9 protein-coding genes are annotated in these 14893 nt (G+C 43.0%); all 9 read right to left on the bottom strand.

Annotated features, from left to right (window positions below; all coding sequences use genetic code 11):
• Positions 1–254: 254 nt before the first annotated feature.
• The 9 genes from BTO10_RS13620 to BTO10_RS13575 all read right to left on the bottom strand — a co-directional run bounded on the left by BTO10_RS13620 (position 255) and on the right by BTO10_RS13575 (position 14821).
• Positions 255–806, bottom strand: coding sequence for a cell division protein ZapC (locus BTO10_RS13620; protein WP_105024866.1), 552 nt, complete (start codon positions 804–806; stop codon positions 255–257).
• 221 nt (positions 807–1027) lie between these two features.
• The gene (pyrD, locus tag BTO10_RS13615) at positions 1028–2038 is read right to left on the bottom strand and encodes a quinone-dependent dihydroorotate dehydrogenase (protein ID WP_105024865.1); all 1011 of its coding nucleotides are present in this window, start codon (positions 2036–2038) and stop codon (positions 1028–1030) included.
• A gap of 299 nt (positions 2039–2337) precedes the next feature.
• Positions 2338–7179, bottom strand: coding sequence for an NAD-glutamate dehydrogenase (locus tag BTO10_RS13610; RefSeq protein WP_105024864.1), 4842 nt, complete (start codon positions 7177–7179; stop codon positions 2338–2340).
• Between the two features lie 228 nt (positions 7180–7407).
• Positions 7408–7626: a DUF2835 domain-containing protein gene (locus BTO10_RS13600; protein ID WP_102425630.1), complete on the bottom strand. Its 219-nt coding sequence runs from the start codon at positions 7624–7626 to the stop codon at positions 7408–7410.
• Between the two features lie 220 nt (positions 7627–7846).
• Entirely contained in the window at positions 7847–10453 is a 2607-nt protein-coding gene (gene pepN / locus BTO10_RS13595) for an aminopeptidase N (RefSeq protein ID WP_105024863.1), read from the bottom strand.
• Positions 10454–10671: 218 nt separating this feature from the next.
• A complete protein-coding gene (locus tag BTO10_RS13590; protein ID WP_105024862.1) occupies positions 10672–11355 on the bottom strand; it encodes a hypothetical protein in 684 nt (227 codons plus the stop codon).
• A 259-nt stretch (positions 11356–11614) separates the two neighbouring features.
• Positions 11615–13609: a carboxy terminal-processing peptidase gene (gene prc, locus BTO10_RS13585; RefSeq protein WP_105024861.1), complete on the bottom strand. Its 1995-nt coding sequence runs from the start codon at positions 13607–13609 to the stop codon at positions 11615–11617.
• Between the two features lie 17 nt (positions 13610–13626).
• Entirely contained in the window at positions 13627–14250 is a 624-nt protein-coding gene (proQ, locus tag BTO10_RS13580) for an RNA chaperone ProQ (RefSeq protein WP_004742319.1), read from the bottom strand.
• Positions 14251–14347: 97 nt separating this feature from the next.
• The gene (locus BTO10_RS13575) at positions 14348–14821 is read right to left on the bottom strand and encodes a GAF domain-containing protein (protein WP_004742320.1); all 474 of its coding nucleotides are present in this window, start codon (positions 14819–14821) and stop codon (positions 14348–14350) included.
• Between the last annotated feature and the right edge of the window lie 72 nt (positions 14822–14893).

Here is a 14893-nt window from a genome sequence, read left to right as displayed (position 1 = left end):
AGGGTGAAATTTAGCTACAAAAGAACAAAAACAGGGAATAAATATGGGTAAATTACATTTTTGGGGAAGTAGACAAGGTGAAATTAACGTAAAAAAATCGTCTTAACTTCACTATTTTGATGGTTTATGAGTGATGCATTTATCAGGATGAGGTTTTTTAGGCACAAAAAAATCGGCTATTAAGCCGATTATTTGGAAGGTTTGATGAGGATGTTCGCTGCTACGTATGGCCGAAATGATGTATTAAATTTGAGTTAGCCAACCATCGCAATATGATGAGATTGATGCAGAATCGCGTTAGCATCAAGCATTCTATCGTGCATCACCTTGATCGAGTCACCAAAGCGTAATCCCTTTGAAGGAGTCAGTAGGAACTCTTCTAGGTCTACAAATGCACATAAGCTCGCACACTCGCCCACTTCTAACACGATGAAGTAACCAAGGCTATGCTCGTTATTCATTTGTACAATATCCCCTTCCTGAGGACACTCATGTCCTGCACCTTGAGGTGCGAAGAACCAACTCTTTGGTTGTACAGGCTTGTGGAAACGCTTCGCAGCCACGCAGTAAAGCGCAAGTTCTGCTTGGCGAGGCTCAGATAGCTCTAAGCCAGAAATTTGTTCTTTGAAGGTTTGGTATGAGGATGCGTCATCAACGGTGAATTCATTATCTCGAAACGCGCAGTCCACCAGCTTATTGCGGACCAGATTCGTTTTGAAAATCATATCCTCTCCGAGGTTTAGCATTAATGAACATTGCTGCTCATCGTAATACCAACTCCATGTATCGCTAGGTTTAAGCATCATTTCGTCTCACACTGTTGAACCATTCCATTAGGTAAAACGCAAAATTACCTTCAATTGCAGTAATTTTACTGAGCAATAGGCAAAAAAAAAGAGGAAATGAATTCCTCTTTCTTATCGCTTTTCTCTACAACTCAGCGAGTTACAGTGTCTCTTTTAGTAAGACGATGTCAGTTTATAGATACTTCTGATATTGATGTTCTATAACGACCATAGTTTGTAAACTACAGGTTTTTGACAATGTCAGCTACAAGGCGTGGACCCTTGTAGATAAAACCAGAGTAAACTTGAACAAGCTGAGCACCTGCCATCATTTTCTCTTTTGCAGCAACATAAGAGTCAACGCCACCTACCCCGATGATCGGCAGTTTATCACCTAGCTCTTGGTGAAGTTTACGAACTACTTCAGTGCTACGAGATTGAACTGGACGTCCACTTAGACCACCCGCTTCGTCGCAGTGTTTCATGCCTTCGACAATTGAACGATCCAAAGTCGTGTTTGTTGCGATCACACCATCGATCTTATTTTTGATCAATGATTCGCAAATTTGGCTGATTTCATCATCACTTAGATCCGGAGCAATCTTAAGAGCTAGAGGAACATACTTACCATGCTTGTCTTCTAGTTCCGCTTGTTTTGCTTTAAGTTCAGACAACAAATCATCAAGTGCTTCGCCGTATTGTAGAGAACGTAGCCCTGGTGTGTTTGGTGAAGAGATATTTACCGCAATGTAACCCGCGTATTGATATACCTTCTCCATACAGATCAAGTAGTCTTCTGCGCCCTTTTCAATTGGCGTGTCTTTGTTTTTACCGATGTTGATGCCTAAAATGCCATCGTAGTTTGACTTCTTAACATTCTCAACAAGGTTATCTACACCTAGGTTATTGAAACCCATTCGGTTGATGATACCTTCAGCTTCAACAAGACGGAATAAACGAGGTTTATCGTTACCTGCTTGTGGACGTGGAGTAACAGTCCCTACTTCTACAAAGCCAAAACCCATTGCGCCAAATGCATCAATACATTCGCCGTTCTTATCTAGGCCAGCCGCTAGGCCAACTGGGTTTTTGAAAGTAAGCCCCATGCACTCTACAGGTCGGTGAGGTAATTGTTGGCGATACAAAAGATCAATAGGTGTGCCAGTAAAGCGCTTGAAGTTTTGAATTGCGAGATCATGTGCCTTTTCGGCATCAAGTTGGAAAAAGCCAGTTCTGGCTAGACGGTAAAGCATTTTGCCTCCGATAGAAAAAAGCCCCGTGTAAACGGGGCGATATTATTTACTTATTTCCCCAACTATTCAATCTATTACTGTCTGTAAGGGTAAGATAATCGAGTTTGCTAACGAATGAGCTTCTTTATTAAGCAAACGTTATCGTATATTTAGCATATCGAGCACCTTTACTTCACTTTCCAACGAATCATTTTAGTCCACAGTGAATTGACTGACACTTTCTAAGCCCAAACCAATCGCACCTCAAAACGAAAAAGGCAGACCAAATGGCCTGCCCTTTATTACTGTCTATCTAATCATTAGTCTTTAGACATGCAGTTTAGATTCAGTAGCATCAATTCACGCAACGCAACTGAGAACTTAGCAAACTCATGAACAGAACCCACTTTGAATTCGTTCAGGATACTTTCCCAACGGTGAAGCGAAACAGAGTTACTTTCCATCCACTCATCGAGCGCTTTAATCACATCAAGATCTGAACCACAACCACAGTTAAGTACCTGACCCGTTAGCTGGCGTTGTTGCCAATCTAGATCTTCTCTGAATGCAGCACGTGCCAATGCTTGCCAGTTGTTATCGACTGCTTGACCATTGATTTGCTTCAAGAACCAGTGCAGAGACAAACGGTCGCCTAGATTGAAGTAAAGCTTAGACGCTTGTTGTACTGTTTTACCCGTTTCACGGGCCACTGTGGATATATCCAGTGCTGAGTACAAGCTAGACAGACGCGCTACTGAATTCGCCAATTCTGCAGTTACGCCTTGATCAATCCATACTTGCGCCATTGCTTGATGTTCTTCTACTTCTGAAGCAACCAGGTTTTCGTCCAGTTTCTCAGTAATAGCCACTACATCGCCTTGGTAAAGTTCAACCAGTGCTTTCACAGATTGCTTGCCAGTACGGTTTCTTAGCAACCAACGAGTCAAACGGCGCAGTGTACGACGTACATGGTACAGCAACTCATATTGAGCTTCTGAACTAGCGATGTTGTCCAGTTCACGGATGCTCTTAAGCACTTGACCCAAACCGTAGATTTCACGTGATGCCGCGTAAGCATTAGCAATATCGACAATGTTTGCGCCCGTCTCTTCTTGCAGACGAGTGATGAAGTTACAACCCATCTCGTTAACCATTTGGTTAGCAAGTGCAGTAGCAATGATCTCTGCACGCAGTGGATGGTTATCCATGTGCTGAGAGTAGTTACGGCGTAACTCAGTTGGGAAGTATTGCATCAATTGTTGAGCATGGAACTCATCATTCGCAATATCGTCGCTCACAAGGTCTTCTTTCAGAACCATCTTACCGTAAGCGATCAATACAGAGAGCTCTGGTCGTGTCAGGCCTTGACCTTGCTTCTCACGCTCTAGCAGAGTTTCGTCATCAGGGATGTATTCCAAACCACGATCCAGATACCCTGCTTTCTCCATTGTGTGAATGAAGCGGATTTGCTCTTTAACTAAGCTCACGCCTTGGTGTTCAGTTACCGAAATAGACTCAGCTTGGCAGTAAGCGTCATCAAGTACAATCTCACCAACTTCATCTTCCATTGACTCTAGAACTTGGTTACGTTGCTTAACGGTTAGATCGCCATTAGACACCAAGCCATTCAAGAAGATCTTAATGTTCACTTCGTTATCTGAACAGTCAACACCACCCACGTTATCAACAAAGTCTGTGTTCACTCGACCGCCGGTAAGCGCATATTCAATACGACCCAATTGAGTCATACCCAAGTTACCGCCTTCACCAACAACTTTTGCTTTCAAATCGCCGCCATTGATACGCAACACGTCGTTAGCACGGTCGCCAACATCAGTGTGAGTTTCACTTGAAGACTTAACGTAAGTACCGATACCACCATTCCACAGTAGATCAACTTCCATCGACAAGATCGCTTTGATCAGATCATTTGGCGCCATTGATGCTTTCTTGGTACCCAGCATTTTCTGAATTTCAGGTGTTAGAGAGATAGACTTCGCTCGACGAGAGAAGATGCCACCGCCCTGAGAAATCAGTTCTTTATTGTAATCTTCCCAGCTTGAGCGAGGTAGATTGAACAAACGATCACGCTCTACCCAGCTTGATGCTGAATCTGGATTCGGATCAATGAAGATGTGCATGTGGTTAAATGCCGCTTGTAGACGGATGTGCTTAGATAGCAGCATACCGTTACCAAATACGTCACCCGCCATATCACCAACACCGATAGCTGTGAAGTCTGTGGTCTGACAGTTAATGCCCATTTCACGGAAGTGACGCTTAACCGATTCCCAACCACCTTTTGCTGTGATACCCATTGCTTTGTGGTCGTAACCGTTAGAGCCACCCGAAGCAAACGCATCACCTAACCAGAAGTTGTACTCTTCAGATACAGAGTTCGCTAAGTCTGAGAACGTTGCTGTGCCTTTATCGGCTGCTACAACCAAATACGGGTCATCTTCATCATGACGAACCACGTTCTTAGGTGGGATTACCTCACCTTCAATGATGTTGTCTGATACGTCTAGTAGTGCACGGATGAAGCGCTTGTAACAACGTTGCCCTTCAGCAAAGATCTCGTCACGGCCAGACATAGTGTGCTGACGTTTACAAACGAAACCACCTTTTGCACCCACAGGTACAATCACAGTGTTCTTAACTTGTTGTGCTTTAACTAGGCCCAGAATCTCGGTACGGAAATCTTCTTGACGGTCAGACCAACGAAGACCACCACGAGCCACTTTACCGCCACGTAGGTGAACACCTTCAATATCTGGTGCGTATACGAAGATCTCAAATGCAGGCACTGGAGCCGGGATATCTGGAATCTCGCTTGGTCTCATTTTCAGAGCCAACCAAGGTTTAGCTTGCTTGTTCTTGTCTACTTGGTAGTAGTTAGTACGAAGCGTTGCAGTGATCATCTCCATGTAGCGACGAATAATACGATCATCATCCAAGCTGTCTACATGATCGAGCTGCTCAGTGATCTTCTTAATCAGATCTTGTTGCCCCTTCGCGCTGCCTTTCAGTTTAGGGTCAAAACGCTTACCAAATAAGCTTACTAGACCTTTAGCTAAATCTGGGTAGTGAGATAAGGTGTCTTCAATGTATTGTTGACTGAATGGGAAGCCAACTTGACGCATGTAACGAGCATAAGCACGTAAAATCGAGATTTCACGACCAGACAGACCAGCACCTAGTACCAAACGGTTAAAGCCATCGCTATCTAATTCACCAGCCCAGATTGCTGCAAATGCTTGTTGGAAAAGATCACGAGCTTCACGAAGATCAATCGTTTGGTCACTCTTATGAAGCATAGAGAAATCTAAGATCCAATAAGTAGTACCGTTAGTCTTACGAACTTCGTATGGTGATTCACCAATAACGCGCAAGCCAAAGTTTTCAAGCATTGGCATTACATCAGAAAGGTGAATTGGCTCTGCACTGTGGTAGAACAGTTTTAAGCGTACTGCTTTCGAGTCTGCCGCTTCTTCCTGCGGACGGTAGAAAAGCATACCAAGTTTATTATCTTCACTTAGTGCTTCTAAGCGCTCAATATCTGCAACAGCAGAACCTGGCATCATGTCTTCTTTGTACGAACGTGGGAATGCACGCATGTACTCTTTCGACAATGGAAGACCTTTGCTCTCACCGAAGTTTGCAATGATTGATTCAGATAGGCGGTCATCCCACGTAGACGATACTTCCATTAAATTTTGCTCGATTGTTTTCACGTCCACATCCATGTTGTTGTTATCAACACGAACAATATAGTGTGTTCTTGCCAGAGGGCTTTCAGAGAAATACGTTGTAAATTCAACTTCTTCTTCACAGCCAAAGTATTGCTTCAAGATGCGCTGAGTTTGGCGACGAAGCTCTGTGTTGTAACGATCTTTTGTTACGTAAACCATACAGCTAAAGAAACGGCCAAACGGGTCTTTGCGTACAAACAAACGTAGAAGATCACGATCTTGCATTTGTACTACACCGGTACCTACTTCAAGTAACTCTTCTTCTCGAGCTTGAAGCAGTTCATCACGTGGGTAGTTTTCAAGAATGTTGTGCAGCGCTTTGTAAGAGTATGAACCCTCACGGTAACCACTCGCGTCTAAGATACGCTCTACTTTCTCACGAACTAGAGGGATGGTTTCAACGGTTTGGTTATAAACCGCAGAGGTGTAAAGACCAGTAAAGCGATGCTCTCCAATAACCTTACCGTTCTTATCGAACTTCTTAATACCGATGTAATCATTGTAAGCTGGGCGGTGAATGCGTGAAGCCGTGTTGCCCTTGGTTACGATAAGTACGTATGGCTTTTTCGCTTCTAGACGTGCAGAGTCAGAAAATTCAGACAACTTAACGTTACGTACACGATCTGAATTCGCAAACAAACCAAGACCTTGCTCCTTGGTCGGTTGCAGCTCAGTATCGCCATTAACTGAAACTAGGTCATATTCCTTATAACCCATGAATGTAAAGTTGTGTTCGCCTAACCAACGAAGAAACGCCAACGTCTCATCGAAACGTTGGCCGTCTACTGGAATGCTGTCTTTCTGCTGCTCAACTTGGTCTGTTACTTCTTTCAGTTTTTCAACCATTTTAAGCCAGTCGTTAACCACTAAGCTTGTATCGGTGAAAATGTCTAGCAGCTCTGTTTTCAGTGCCGTCATTTCAGCTTTGCTGCTCAAACGGTCAACCTCAATATGGAATAGAGATTGGAAAACACCCTCGCCACTGCTCACACCCACTACGCTTCCTGAATCAGAACGAGAGATTTGTGTTGGGTTGTGCAACATAAGGTGAGAAGAAAGGTCTAGGCGAGTAAGTGCCATTTTTACAGAATCAACGAGGAACGGACTGTCTGGTACCACTATCTCAACGATAGTGTGAGTAGACTGCCAACCTTGACGACTTACCGTCGGGTTGAAAACGCGTACCGAAATTTCGTCGGCTTTCTTTTCGTTGATGTGGTGCCATAAGCTAACTACAGCACCATATAAATCGGATTCGTTTCTCTGAGTCAGATCGTCGTGAGAAACGTTACTAAACAAGTGTTGAGCAAGTTGAGTTACGAGAGGTCGATGAGCAAGGTCAAGTTTGTCTTGAATCAGCTTGTAAACTTTTTCAAGTAAAACTGGAACCACAGTTTCACGTGCGGTCATAGTCACACTCCACAATTAGAATTGTATTTTATTATTAGGGGTATCACTTAATCTGGTGTTTGAATTACGCCGTTGAGCGCTTGTCTACTAACGAGTTAAGCAAAGGTAATGCATTGGTTTATTGTAAAAGCATTATTGAAAAATGGTTAATTGTTTTAACTGTGGTAGGAGGTGAAATGTTTGATTATGTGATTAAGATTCCTTTTAACTCACTAGGCACACCAAGCTTTACAGAGCTTCCAACTTGATAAACTTATTTTTTTGGTCAGTTGTCAGCCTAAATTGCCCTCTAACCCCTATTTGTGTAAGAAAAGGTCTGAATCGAGTTGCAGGTAACTGTATGCGCAATCCTGTTGTTGTTATTACTTGAACTTGACTTGCCGCACCCGAATAACTGGCCAGAAATTGCTGATATGAGATGTTAAGTTGGAAAATATAGTGATTCATACGATGCCTGTATAAATGTACAGTATTAGTGTTTTTGGCACTTAAGGATGTCTAACTGTAAAAACGTTCGGTCTAAAAAGCTGGGGAATTAACTTTAGCTTACTTAAATATCGATCCCCTATAAACAAAAAATCAGTGGTAGATGCTCTCTACCACTGATGAATTTTCTATATGAGTAAACCGCTTCTTAGCAAACTGCTCACACTATTGAGTTCTTCACTTAAGCTTCTAGTGCTTTAGTTACTTTCTCAAACAGATCTTTTGCAAGGTTATCCATGTTCTTCAACGTTTCAAGCTCTGTTTTAATAAGTGCTTGGCGCTCGTCATCATACTTACGGAACTTAAGCAGTGGATCAATCAGACGCGAAGCAACTTGCGGGTTACTGCTGTTTAGTTCACGTAAGATCTCACCAGCAAACGCATAACCCTGTCCCGACTTATCATGGAATTGAACCGGGTTCATGTTAAAGAATGAACCAACTAAGTTACGCGTGCGGTTCGGGTTCTTTATGCTGAATGCCTGATGTGACATAGACTCTTTGATCACTTCAAGCGCATTTGAACTTGGGTTGGTACCTTGCAGCGCAAACCATTTATCCATAACAAGTCCATCATGCTTCCACTTGTCGCTGTAATCTGACATCAAGCTTTCGCGACAAGGCAGTTTTGCACTGTTAGCAGCGCCCATTGCAGCCATGGTATCAGTCATGTTGTTTGCTGTTTTATACATTTCAACAACCAAGTCGTTACCCTGCTCTGTATGAGCTAAGTAGCTTAGACAAACTTTACGTAAAGTACGCTTACCAATTGAGTCGTGATCAATTGTATAGTCCGTTAGCGCATGGCTGTGATAAACCGCAGCCAACTCATCTTCAAGCTCTGCTGCTAGCGTCACCTTCATCGAGTTAAGCACTGACGCGACAGCATCAATATCAACACGCTCATACCATCCTGACACTTCATTGTGGCTTGGTAGTGACAGCATTTCTGCGATAAATGCCGGTTCTAGCGAATCACTCAGTAGTACGCCGCGGAATGCATCAACAACAGACGCTGATAATTCAAACTTCTGGCCTTGTTGAACGTTCTCAACGTTACCGCGAATGTACTTAGCCAATAGCATTTGACCCGCATCCCAACGAGAAAACTCATTGCGCGCATTCACCATTAAGAAGATCAGCTCGTCATCTGAATAGTCGTATTCAAGTTTTACTGGTGCGGAGAATTCACGCAGCAATGATGGCACTGGTTTCTCGCTTACGTTTTCGAACACAAAAGTCTGTTCAGCTTCTTTCACATCTAACACATTGTGAACAGGCTTGCCGTTACATTGTAACTCAATCACATCACCTGTCGCTGTGTACAGTTCGATGTCTAGAGGAATATGCAGGGCTTGCTTTTCAGCTTGCTCATGCGTTGGCGCGGTTACCTGGCGAGTTTTTAGCGTGTACTGTTTTTTCTCTGCATCATAATGGCTTTCTACAGACAGAGTCGGTGTGCCAGATTGGCTGTACCATAAACGGAACTGAGACAGATCAACGCCCGATGCATCTTCCATTGCTGCAACGAAATCTTCACACGTTGCTGCTGTACCATCGTGGCGTTCGAAGTAAAGCTTCATACCTTTTTGGAAACCGTCTTCGCCCAGTAATGTGTGAATCATACGAATCACTTCGCTGCCCTTTTCGTATACAGTCAGAGTGTAGAAGTTATTCATTTCTATCACTTTTTCTGGTCGAATTGGGTGAGACATTGGGCTCGCATCTTCTGCAAATTGTGGACCGCGGATAATACGTACGTTGTTGATACGGTTTACTGCACGAGAACCAAGATCTGAAGAGAACTCTTGGTCGCGGAATACCGTTAAGCCTTCTTTCAGGCTCAATTGGAACCAATCGCGACAAGTCACTCGGTTACCCGTCCAGTTGTGGAAATATTCGTGACCAATTACCGCTTCAATACCTAAATAATCGGTATCCGTTGCTGTTTGGTCGTTCGCTAGAACAAACTTAGAGTTAAATACGTTTAGACCTTTGTTCTCCATCGCACCCATGTTGAAGAAATCAACCGCTACGATCATGTAGATATCTAAGTCGTACTCTAAGTTAAAGCGCTCTTCATCCCACTTCATTGAGTTAATCAAAGAAACCATTGCGTGGTTTGCACGGTCTAGGTTGCCTTTATCAACAAAGATTTCTAGGTCAACTTTACGGCCCGATTGCGTGGTGTAGGCGTCTCGAAGCACATCGAAATCACCAGCGACTAGTGCAAACAGGTATGCTGGTTTTGGGTGTGGGTCTTGCCATTTAACCCAGTGACGACCATTTTCGGCCTCACCTTCATCAACACGGTTACCATTACTTAATAAGAATGGGTTTTCTGCTTTGTCCGCGATAACGGTAGTTGTGAATTTCGCCAGTACATCAGGGCGATCCATGTAGTAAGTGATACGACGGAAACCTTCAGCTTCACACTGAGTACAGAACGCGCCGCCTGACTTATAAAGGCCTTCTAGTGCCGTGTTCCCTTCAGGGTTAACTTCAGTAACGACAGTTAGCGTAAATTCTTTTGGAAGTTCGTTTAACGTAAGTTGAGTTTCAGACTGTTCGTATTGCGACCACTCTTGACCATCGACCAAAACAGAAACCAACTTCAAACCTTCTCCATCCAATACTAATGTCGAGCTGTCTTTCTCTTGCTTAACACTAGAAACCGCTGTGATGATGGATGCTGAATCGTACAAATCGAAGGTGAGATCGATTTCAGAAATAGTATGAGATGGTGATTGATAATCTTTACGATACTTGGCTTGAGGTGTATGTGCCATGACGAGTTCCTTTTGATCGTTATACGTAATTATTTTTAACTGTATATATCTAAAGGTTGAGCGCCGAGAACACAAGGGGAATATTGAAAAAAGGAGGCATTGTTAGAAAATGCCTCCATGTTTTGCTATTTAATCAATCAAATCAGATACGAACGCCTAATAAATGACCTGAGAACCACATTATCAACAAGCTTGGATTTCAGAGACCAAAACGACATTTAGCGGATACGGTTTAGCACCGCAAACATGTCTCCCTCCTCACCTTGGAGCGTTAATACATCACTGTTTAGCGTGTAACGAGTACCATGTTCACCATCTTCGTAAAGCAGGACCAGCTGATCCCCTTCCGTATAGTAGACACCACGACGAACTACTTCGCTGCCAGCATCATCAGAGACACGAAACATGAAGATAAAGTCAGGCTGAAGGACCAAATCCATCTTTTGAATATTGCTCGCTCTCAAGTCACTGCCGGACAGCTCTGCGCTCGACCAGATCCCCGCAAGTGCATTAGGTAATGCTTTTGTGAACATCACACCATTGAGATTCAGCATATTGTGATTACTGCTGTATGAGTAGACTTGTGGCTCAGATGTATTCATACCCAGGATAATCGTATCTTCATTAGCGTTATATAAACCTTCCCAATGATCGACACTGTAGTCTTTTTTCTGGATATCGATAGTAAACGAGTAGTTTGAGTCGAGAGTCAGCTTGATTGCTCTAAAGTTTTCAGTGCCTTGCTCTGGATCCGGGTTCATCAGATACCAATCACCAAGCAACAAAGGAAGATCAAAATGGGATAGATTGCTGTCACTTTTTGATTGTTGACCATTAGGAGCTACTCCGCTCCCAAAAGCAGCGAAACTTAAACAAGATAAAAATAATAGAATCCATTTCATAAGCGTCCCCTCGTTTTCTTTAAGCTTAGGCACGTAATGAATAGAAAGCGAAAAAATATGATCCAAGTCACTAAATTTTAAATGCAAAGTAACTTAAATGTCATTATTAACCAAACGAAAATCTAGAAAACTCACGGGGAACTCCCTCGCTAATTTTCAATAAAAGCCCAAGTAAACAATTAGATAGAGTCACATCAGACCGAATAGATACAAAAAAAGCGAGCCTAAGCTCGCTTTTTAATTTCAACAGGTCGTAAACCTATTTATTGATCATATCTAGCATGATTGCAACCGACTCATCAAGATAAGCGTCTGGCGCTTCGTAATCGTTAGGAACATCATCCAACGTTTTAAACAGCTCTAAATCAGCAGCTTTTTGACGTTGATTGATACGTTCTAAACGTAGTGCTTCCGCATCGTCACTCTCTTGTTGGCGAACTTTTTCATTCAAAGAAAGTTCGTTGTCGTCTTTATCTGCCTTATATTTTTCAATATCTTGCGCGATAAAGCCAAATTCCATATCTGTCGCGATACGAGCTTGGTGTTTAGCCGTTAACGCAGCTATCTGCTCATCGTTACGTTGTAACACTGAGTATTTCGCTTTGTCGATACTATCCCAAGGTAGTGCGTTATCTTCAACACTTTCACCGGTATCTGCTGGGTCAATCGGTGTCGGGTAAGCAATATCAGGGACTACCCCTTTGTTTTGCGTACTGCCACCGTTGATACGGTAGAATTTCTGGATTGTGTACTGAACATAGCCCAACTCTTTATCAAATAAATCATAAATATGATTCAAAGAGCGGTGCTGTTGTACCGTTCCTTTACCAAAAGAGTTTTCGCCCAGGATAATAGCTCGACCGTAATCCTGCATCGCTGCAGCAAAGATCTCAGATGCCGATGCACTGTAGCGATTCACTAAAACCGTTAGCGGTCCTTGGTAGCTAATCTTACCATCGGTGTCACTGTTTACTTTGACACGACCGTAGCTGTCACGAACTTGGACAACAGGTCCCTCTTTGATAAATAGACCAGAGAGTTCCGTTGCTTCGGTTAATGCACCGCCGCCATTGTTTCGAAGATCGACAATAATACCTTCAACACCTTGCTCTTTAAGCTCAGTAATCAACTTGTCGGTATCTTTCGAAAGACCAACGTAGAAGCTTGGTACTTCGAGTACACCAATCTTCTTACCGTCTTTCTCGATAACTTCTGATTTAACAGCGCGGTCTTCTAGACGAATCTTGTCACGGACAATTGTGACAACGTGACTTTTTGCATCTTTACCATCTGGCAAGATCTGTAGCTTAACTTTGGTCCCTTTCGGGCCTTTGATAAGTTGTACTACATCGTCTAAGCGCCAGCCGATAACATCAACAATCTCTTCGCCATCTTGACCAACACCAACAATGCGGTCGCCATCACTCAACTGTTTACTGTTAGAAGCAGGTCCACCAGCAACTAAAGAACGAATAACGGTGTAGTCGTCTGTCATTTGAAGCACAGCACCAATCCCTTCCAGAGATAGGTTCATCTCAGATTGGAATTGCTCTGCATTTCTTGGCGAAAGATAACTAGTATGAGGGTCAACCTCTCGCGCAAATGCGTTCATGTAGATCTGGAAAGCATCTTCGTTATGCGATTGCGTGATACGCTTCATCGCATTGTTGTAACGCTTTTCCAAAACTTCTTGAATTTCTGGCCACTCTTTACCAGTCAGCTTTAGATTCAACGCATCATATTTAACGCGTTTTCTCCAAAGCTCATTCACTTCAGCGATATCTTTCGGCCACGCAGCCTCACTGCGATTCAGTTCAATAGTTTCATCGGTATCAAACTTGATCTCGTTATCGAGCAAAGACAGTGCATACTGAAAACGTTCAAAACGCTTCTGCATAGACAAATTGTAAACATCGAAAGCAATCTGGTTGTTGCCTGCTTTTAACTGATCATCAATTTGTTTAGATGCCGCAGAGAAAGAGTCAATATCAGCTTGAGTGAAGATATTACGATTATAATCCAGCATCTCTAAGTAACGATTAAAGATAGCTTGAGAAAAATCGTCGTTGAGATTGAAGTGTTTATAGTGGGAACGAGTAAATCGAGAAGTAACACGTTTACTAGCAGTTTCGTGTTGGACCTCAGGAGCGAGTAGAGGTAAATCGTCCTGATCTAATTTGGCTTCAAGAGCCTGAGCTGAAGCTGCTAGCAAAAAGCTAGCAGCAATCAGTGTCAATTTTGAACGGCATTTCATGCGTAGGAGTATCTCCTTTAAGCGCGCAAGTGCTCCGCTTTAACAACCATTTGTAGGCCGTTTGCTAACTGAACACGTACATCTTCCTTATTGATTTCAACAATGGTCGCAGCCATGTTTCCTTTACCCATGTTCACATTGACTTCTTTGCCAGCGATGAATTCGTCAGCGTTCAAAGCGCGTGTTTCTACAGGCTTTTCTACTTTTGGTGCTTTAGGCGCTTGGCGACGAGGCTGTGGAGCTTTCTTCGCCTTAGGTTTCGCTTTGCCTTCTTCACGAGCTTTTTGTGCTTGCTCTTTACGACGAGCTTGAACTTTAGCTTTGCTTTCTGCAAGTGTAGCTTTAGCGTGCTCAACGTGCTCTTCTTCTAGTGTGCCACACGCGTTGCCGTCTAGGTCAACACGCTCTGCACCAGCTTTTACGCCGTGCAGGTAACGCCATGATGATGTGTACTGTCTTAACGCTGCACGAAGCTGAGTCTTACTTACTTTTTCGTCTTCATTTAGACGTTCAGCAAGATCTTGAAAAATACCAATTTTAAGTGGCTTCGCTTCACCTTCTAAAGTAAAGCATTTAGGGAAACATTCAGCAATGTATGCGATAACTTCTTTGCTGTTTTTTAACTTTTCAGTGTTTTCCATGTGGGTTCCTGGTTTTTGCGGTTTTCCGCGAGCATTAAGAAAATATTTTTACGTATTATAGATAGATGCTTGGGAAAAACCACAGTAAGAGAATAATTTATGCCTTGTTCGCGTGCGAATTAAGCAGCTTTTCCACTTCAGCCATGAAAAACGTCAGTCCTTCCTCGTCAATTTCACTAAATCGACCAACATTTGGGCTATCGATATCAAGCACACCCGAGATTTTTCCATCAATCGAAAACGGAATAACGATTTCTGAGTTACTTGCCGCATCACAAGCAATGTGACCCTCAAACTCATGCACGTCGTATATACGTTGGACAGTGTTCTTTGCCACTGCCGTACCACATACACCACGGCCAACAGGAATACGCACACATGCAGGTTTACCTTGAAATGGACCAAGAACCAATTCATCGCCCTTCATTAAGTAAAAGCCTGCCCAGTTAAGATCGTCAAGTTCCATCGACAGTAATGCACTGATATTTGACAAATTTGCGATCATATCGGTTTCTGATTCGATTAATGCAACGGCTTGTTTGGTTAAGCGATGGTAATGTTCTATTTTCATTATTAACTTCCAATTAAATTGAGACTTCCATTATTAAGAGAACACAGTAGAATGCGACCACCCACCTAAATA

This window comes from Vibrio chagasii (genome assembly GCF_002954585.1).
GTDB classification, from domain to species: Bacteria; Pseudomonadota; Gammaproteobacteria; order Enterobacterales; family Vibrionaceae; genus Vibrio; species Vibrio chagasii_A.
This window is presented reverse-complemented; position numbering and strand designations above follow the sequence as displayed.

What these genes read in the sequence shown, in the direction of transcription:
- BTO10_RS13610 (WP_105024864.1), bottom strand. Translation starts at nt 7,179, where the DNA reads ATGACCGCACGTGAAACTGTGGTTCCAGTTTTACTTGAAAAAGTTTAC.
- BTO10_RS13590 (WP_105024862.1), bottom strand. Translation starts at nt 11,355, where the DNA reads ATGAAATGGATTCTATTATTTTTATCTTGTTTAAGTTTCGCTGCTTTT.
- pepN (WP_105024863.1), bottom strand. Translation starts at nt 10,453, where the DNA reads ATGGCACATACACCTCAAGCCAAGTATCGTAAAGATTATCAATCACCA.
- proQ (WP_004742319.1), bottom strand. Translation starts at nt 14,250, where the DNA reads ATGGAAAACACTGAAAAGTTAAAAAACAGCAAAGAAGTTATCGCATAC.
- BTO10_RS13600 (WP_102425630.1), bottom strand. Translation starts at nt 7,626, where the DNA reads ATGAATCACTATATTTTCCAACTTAACATCTCATATCAGCAATTTCTG.
- prc (WP_105024861.1), bottom strand. Translation starts at nt 13,609, where the DNA reads ATGAAATGCCGTTCAAAATTGACACTGATTGCTGCTAGCTTTTTGCTA.
- BTO10_RS13575 (WP_004742320.1), bottom strand. Translation starts at nt 14,821, where the DNA reads ATGAAAATAGAACATTACCATCGCTTAACCAAACAAGCCGTTGCATTA.
- pyrD (WP_105024865.1), bottom strand. Translation starts at nt 2,038, where the DNA reads ATGCTTTACCGTCTAGCCAGAACTGGCTTTTTCCAACTTGATGCCGAA.
- BTO10_RS13620 (WP_105024866.1), bottom strand. Translation starts at nt 806, where the DNA reads ATGATGCTTAAACCTAGCGATACATGGAGTTGGTATTACGATGAGCAG.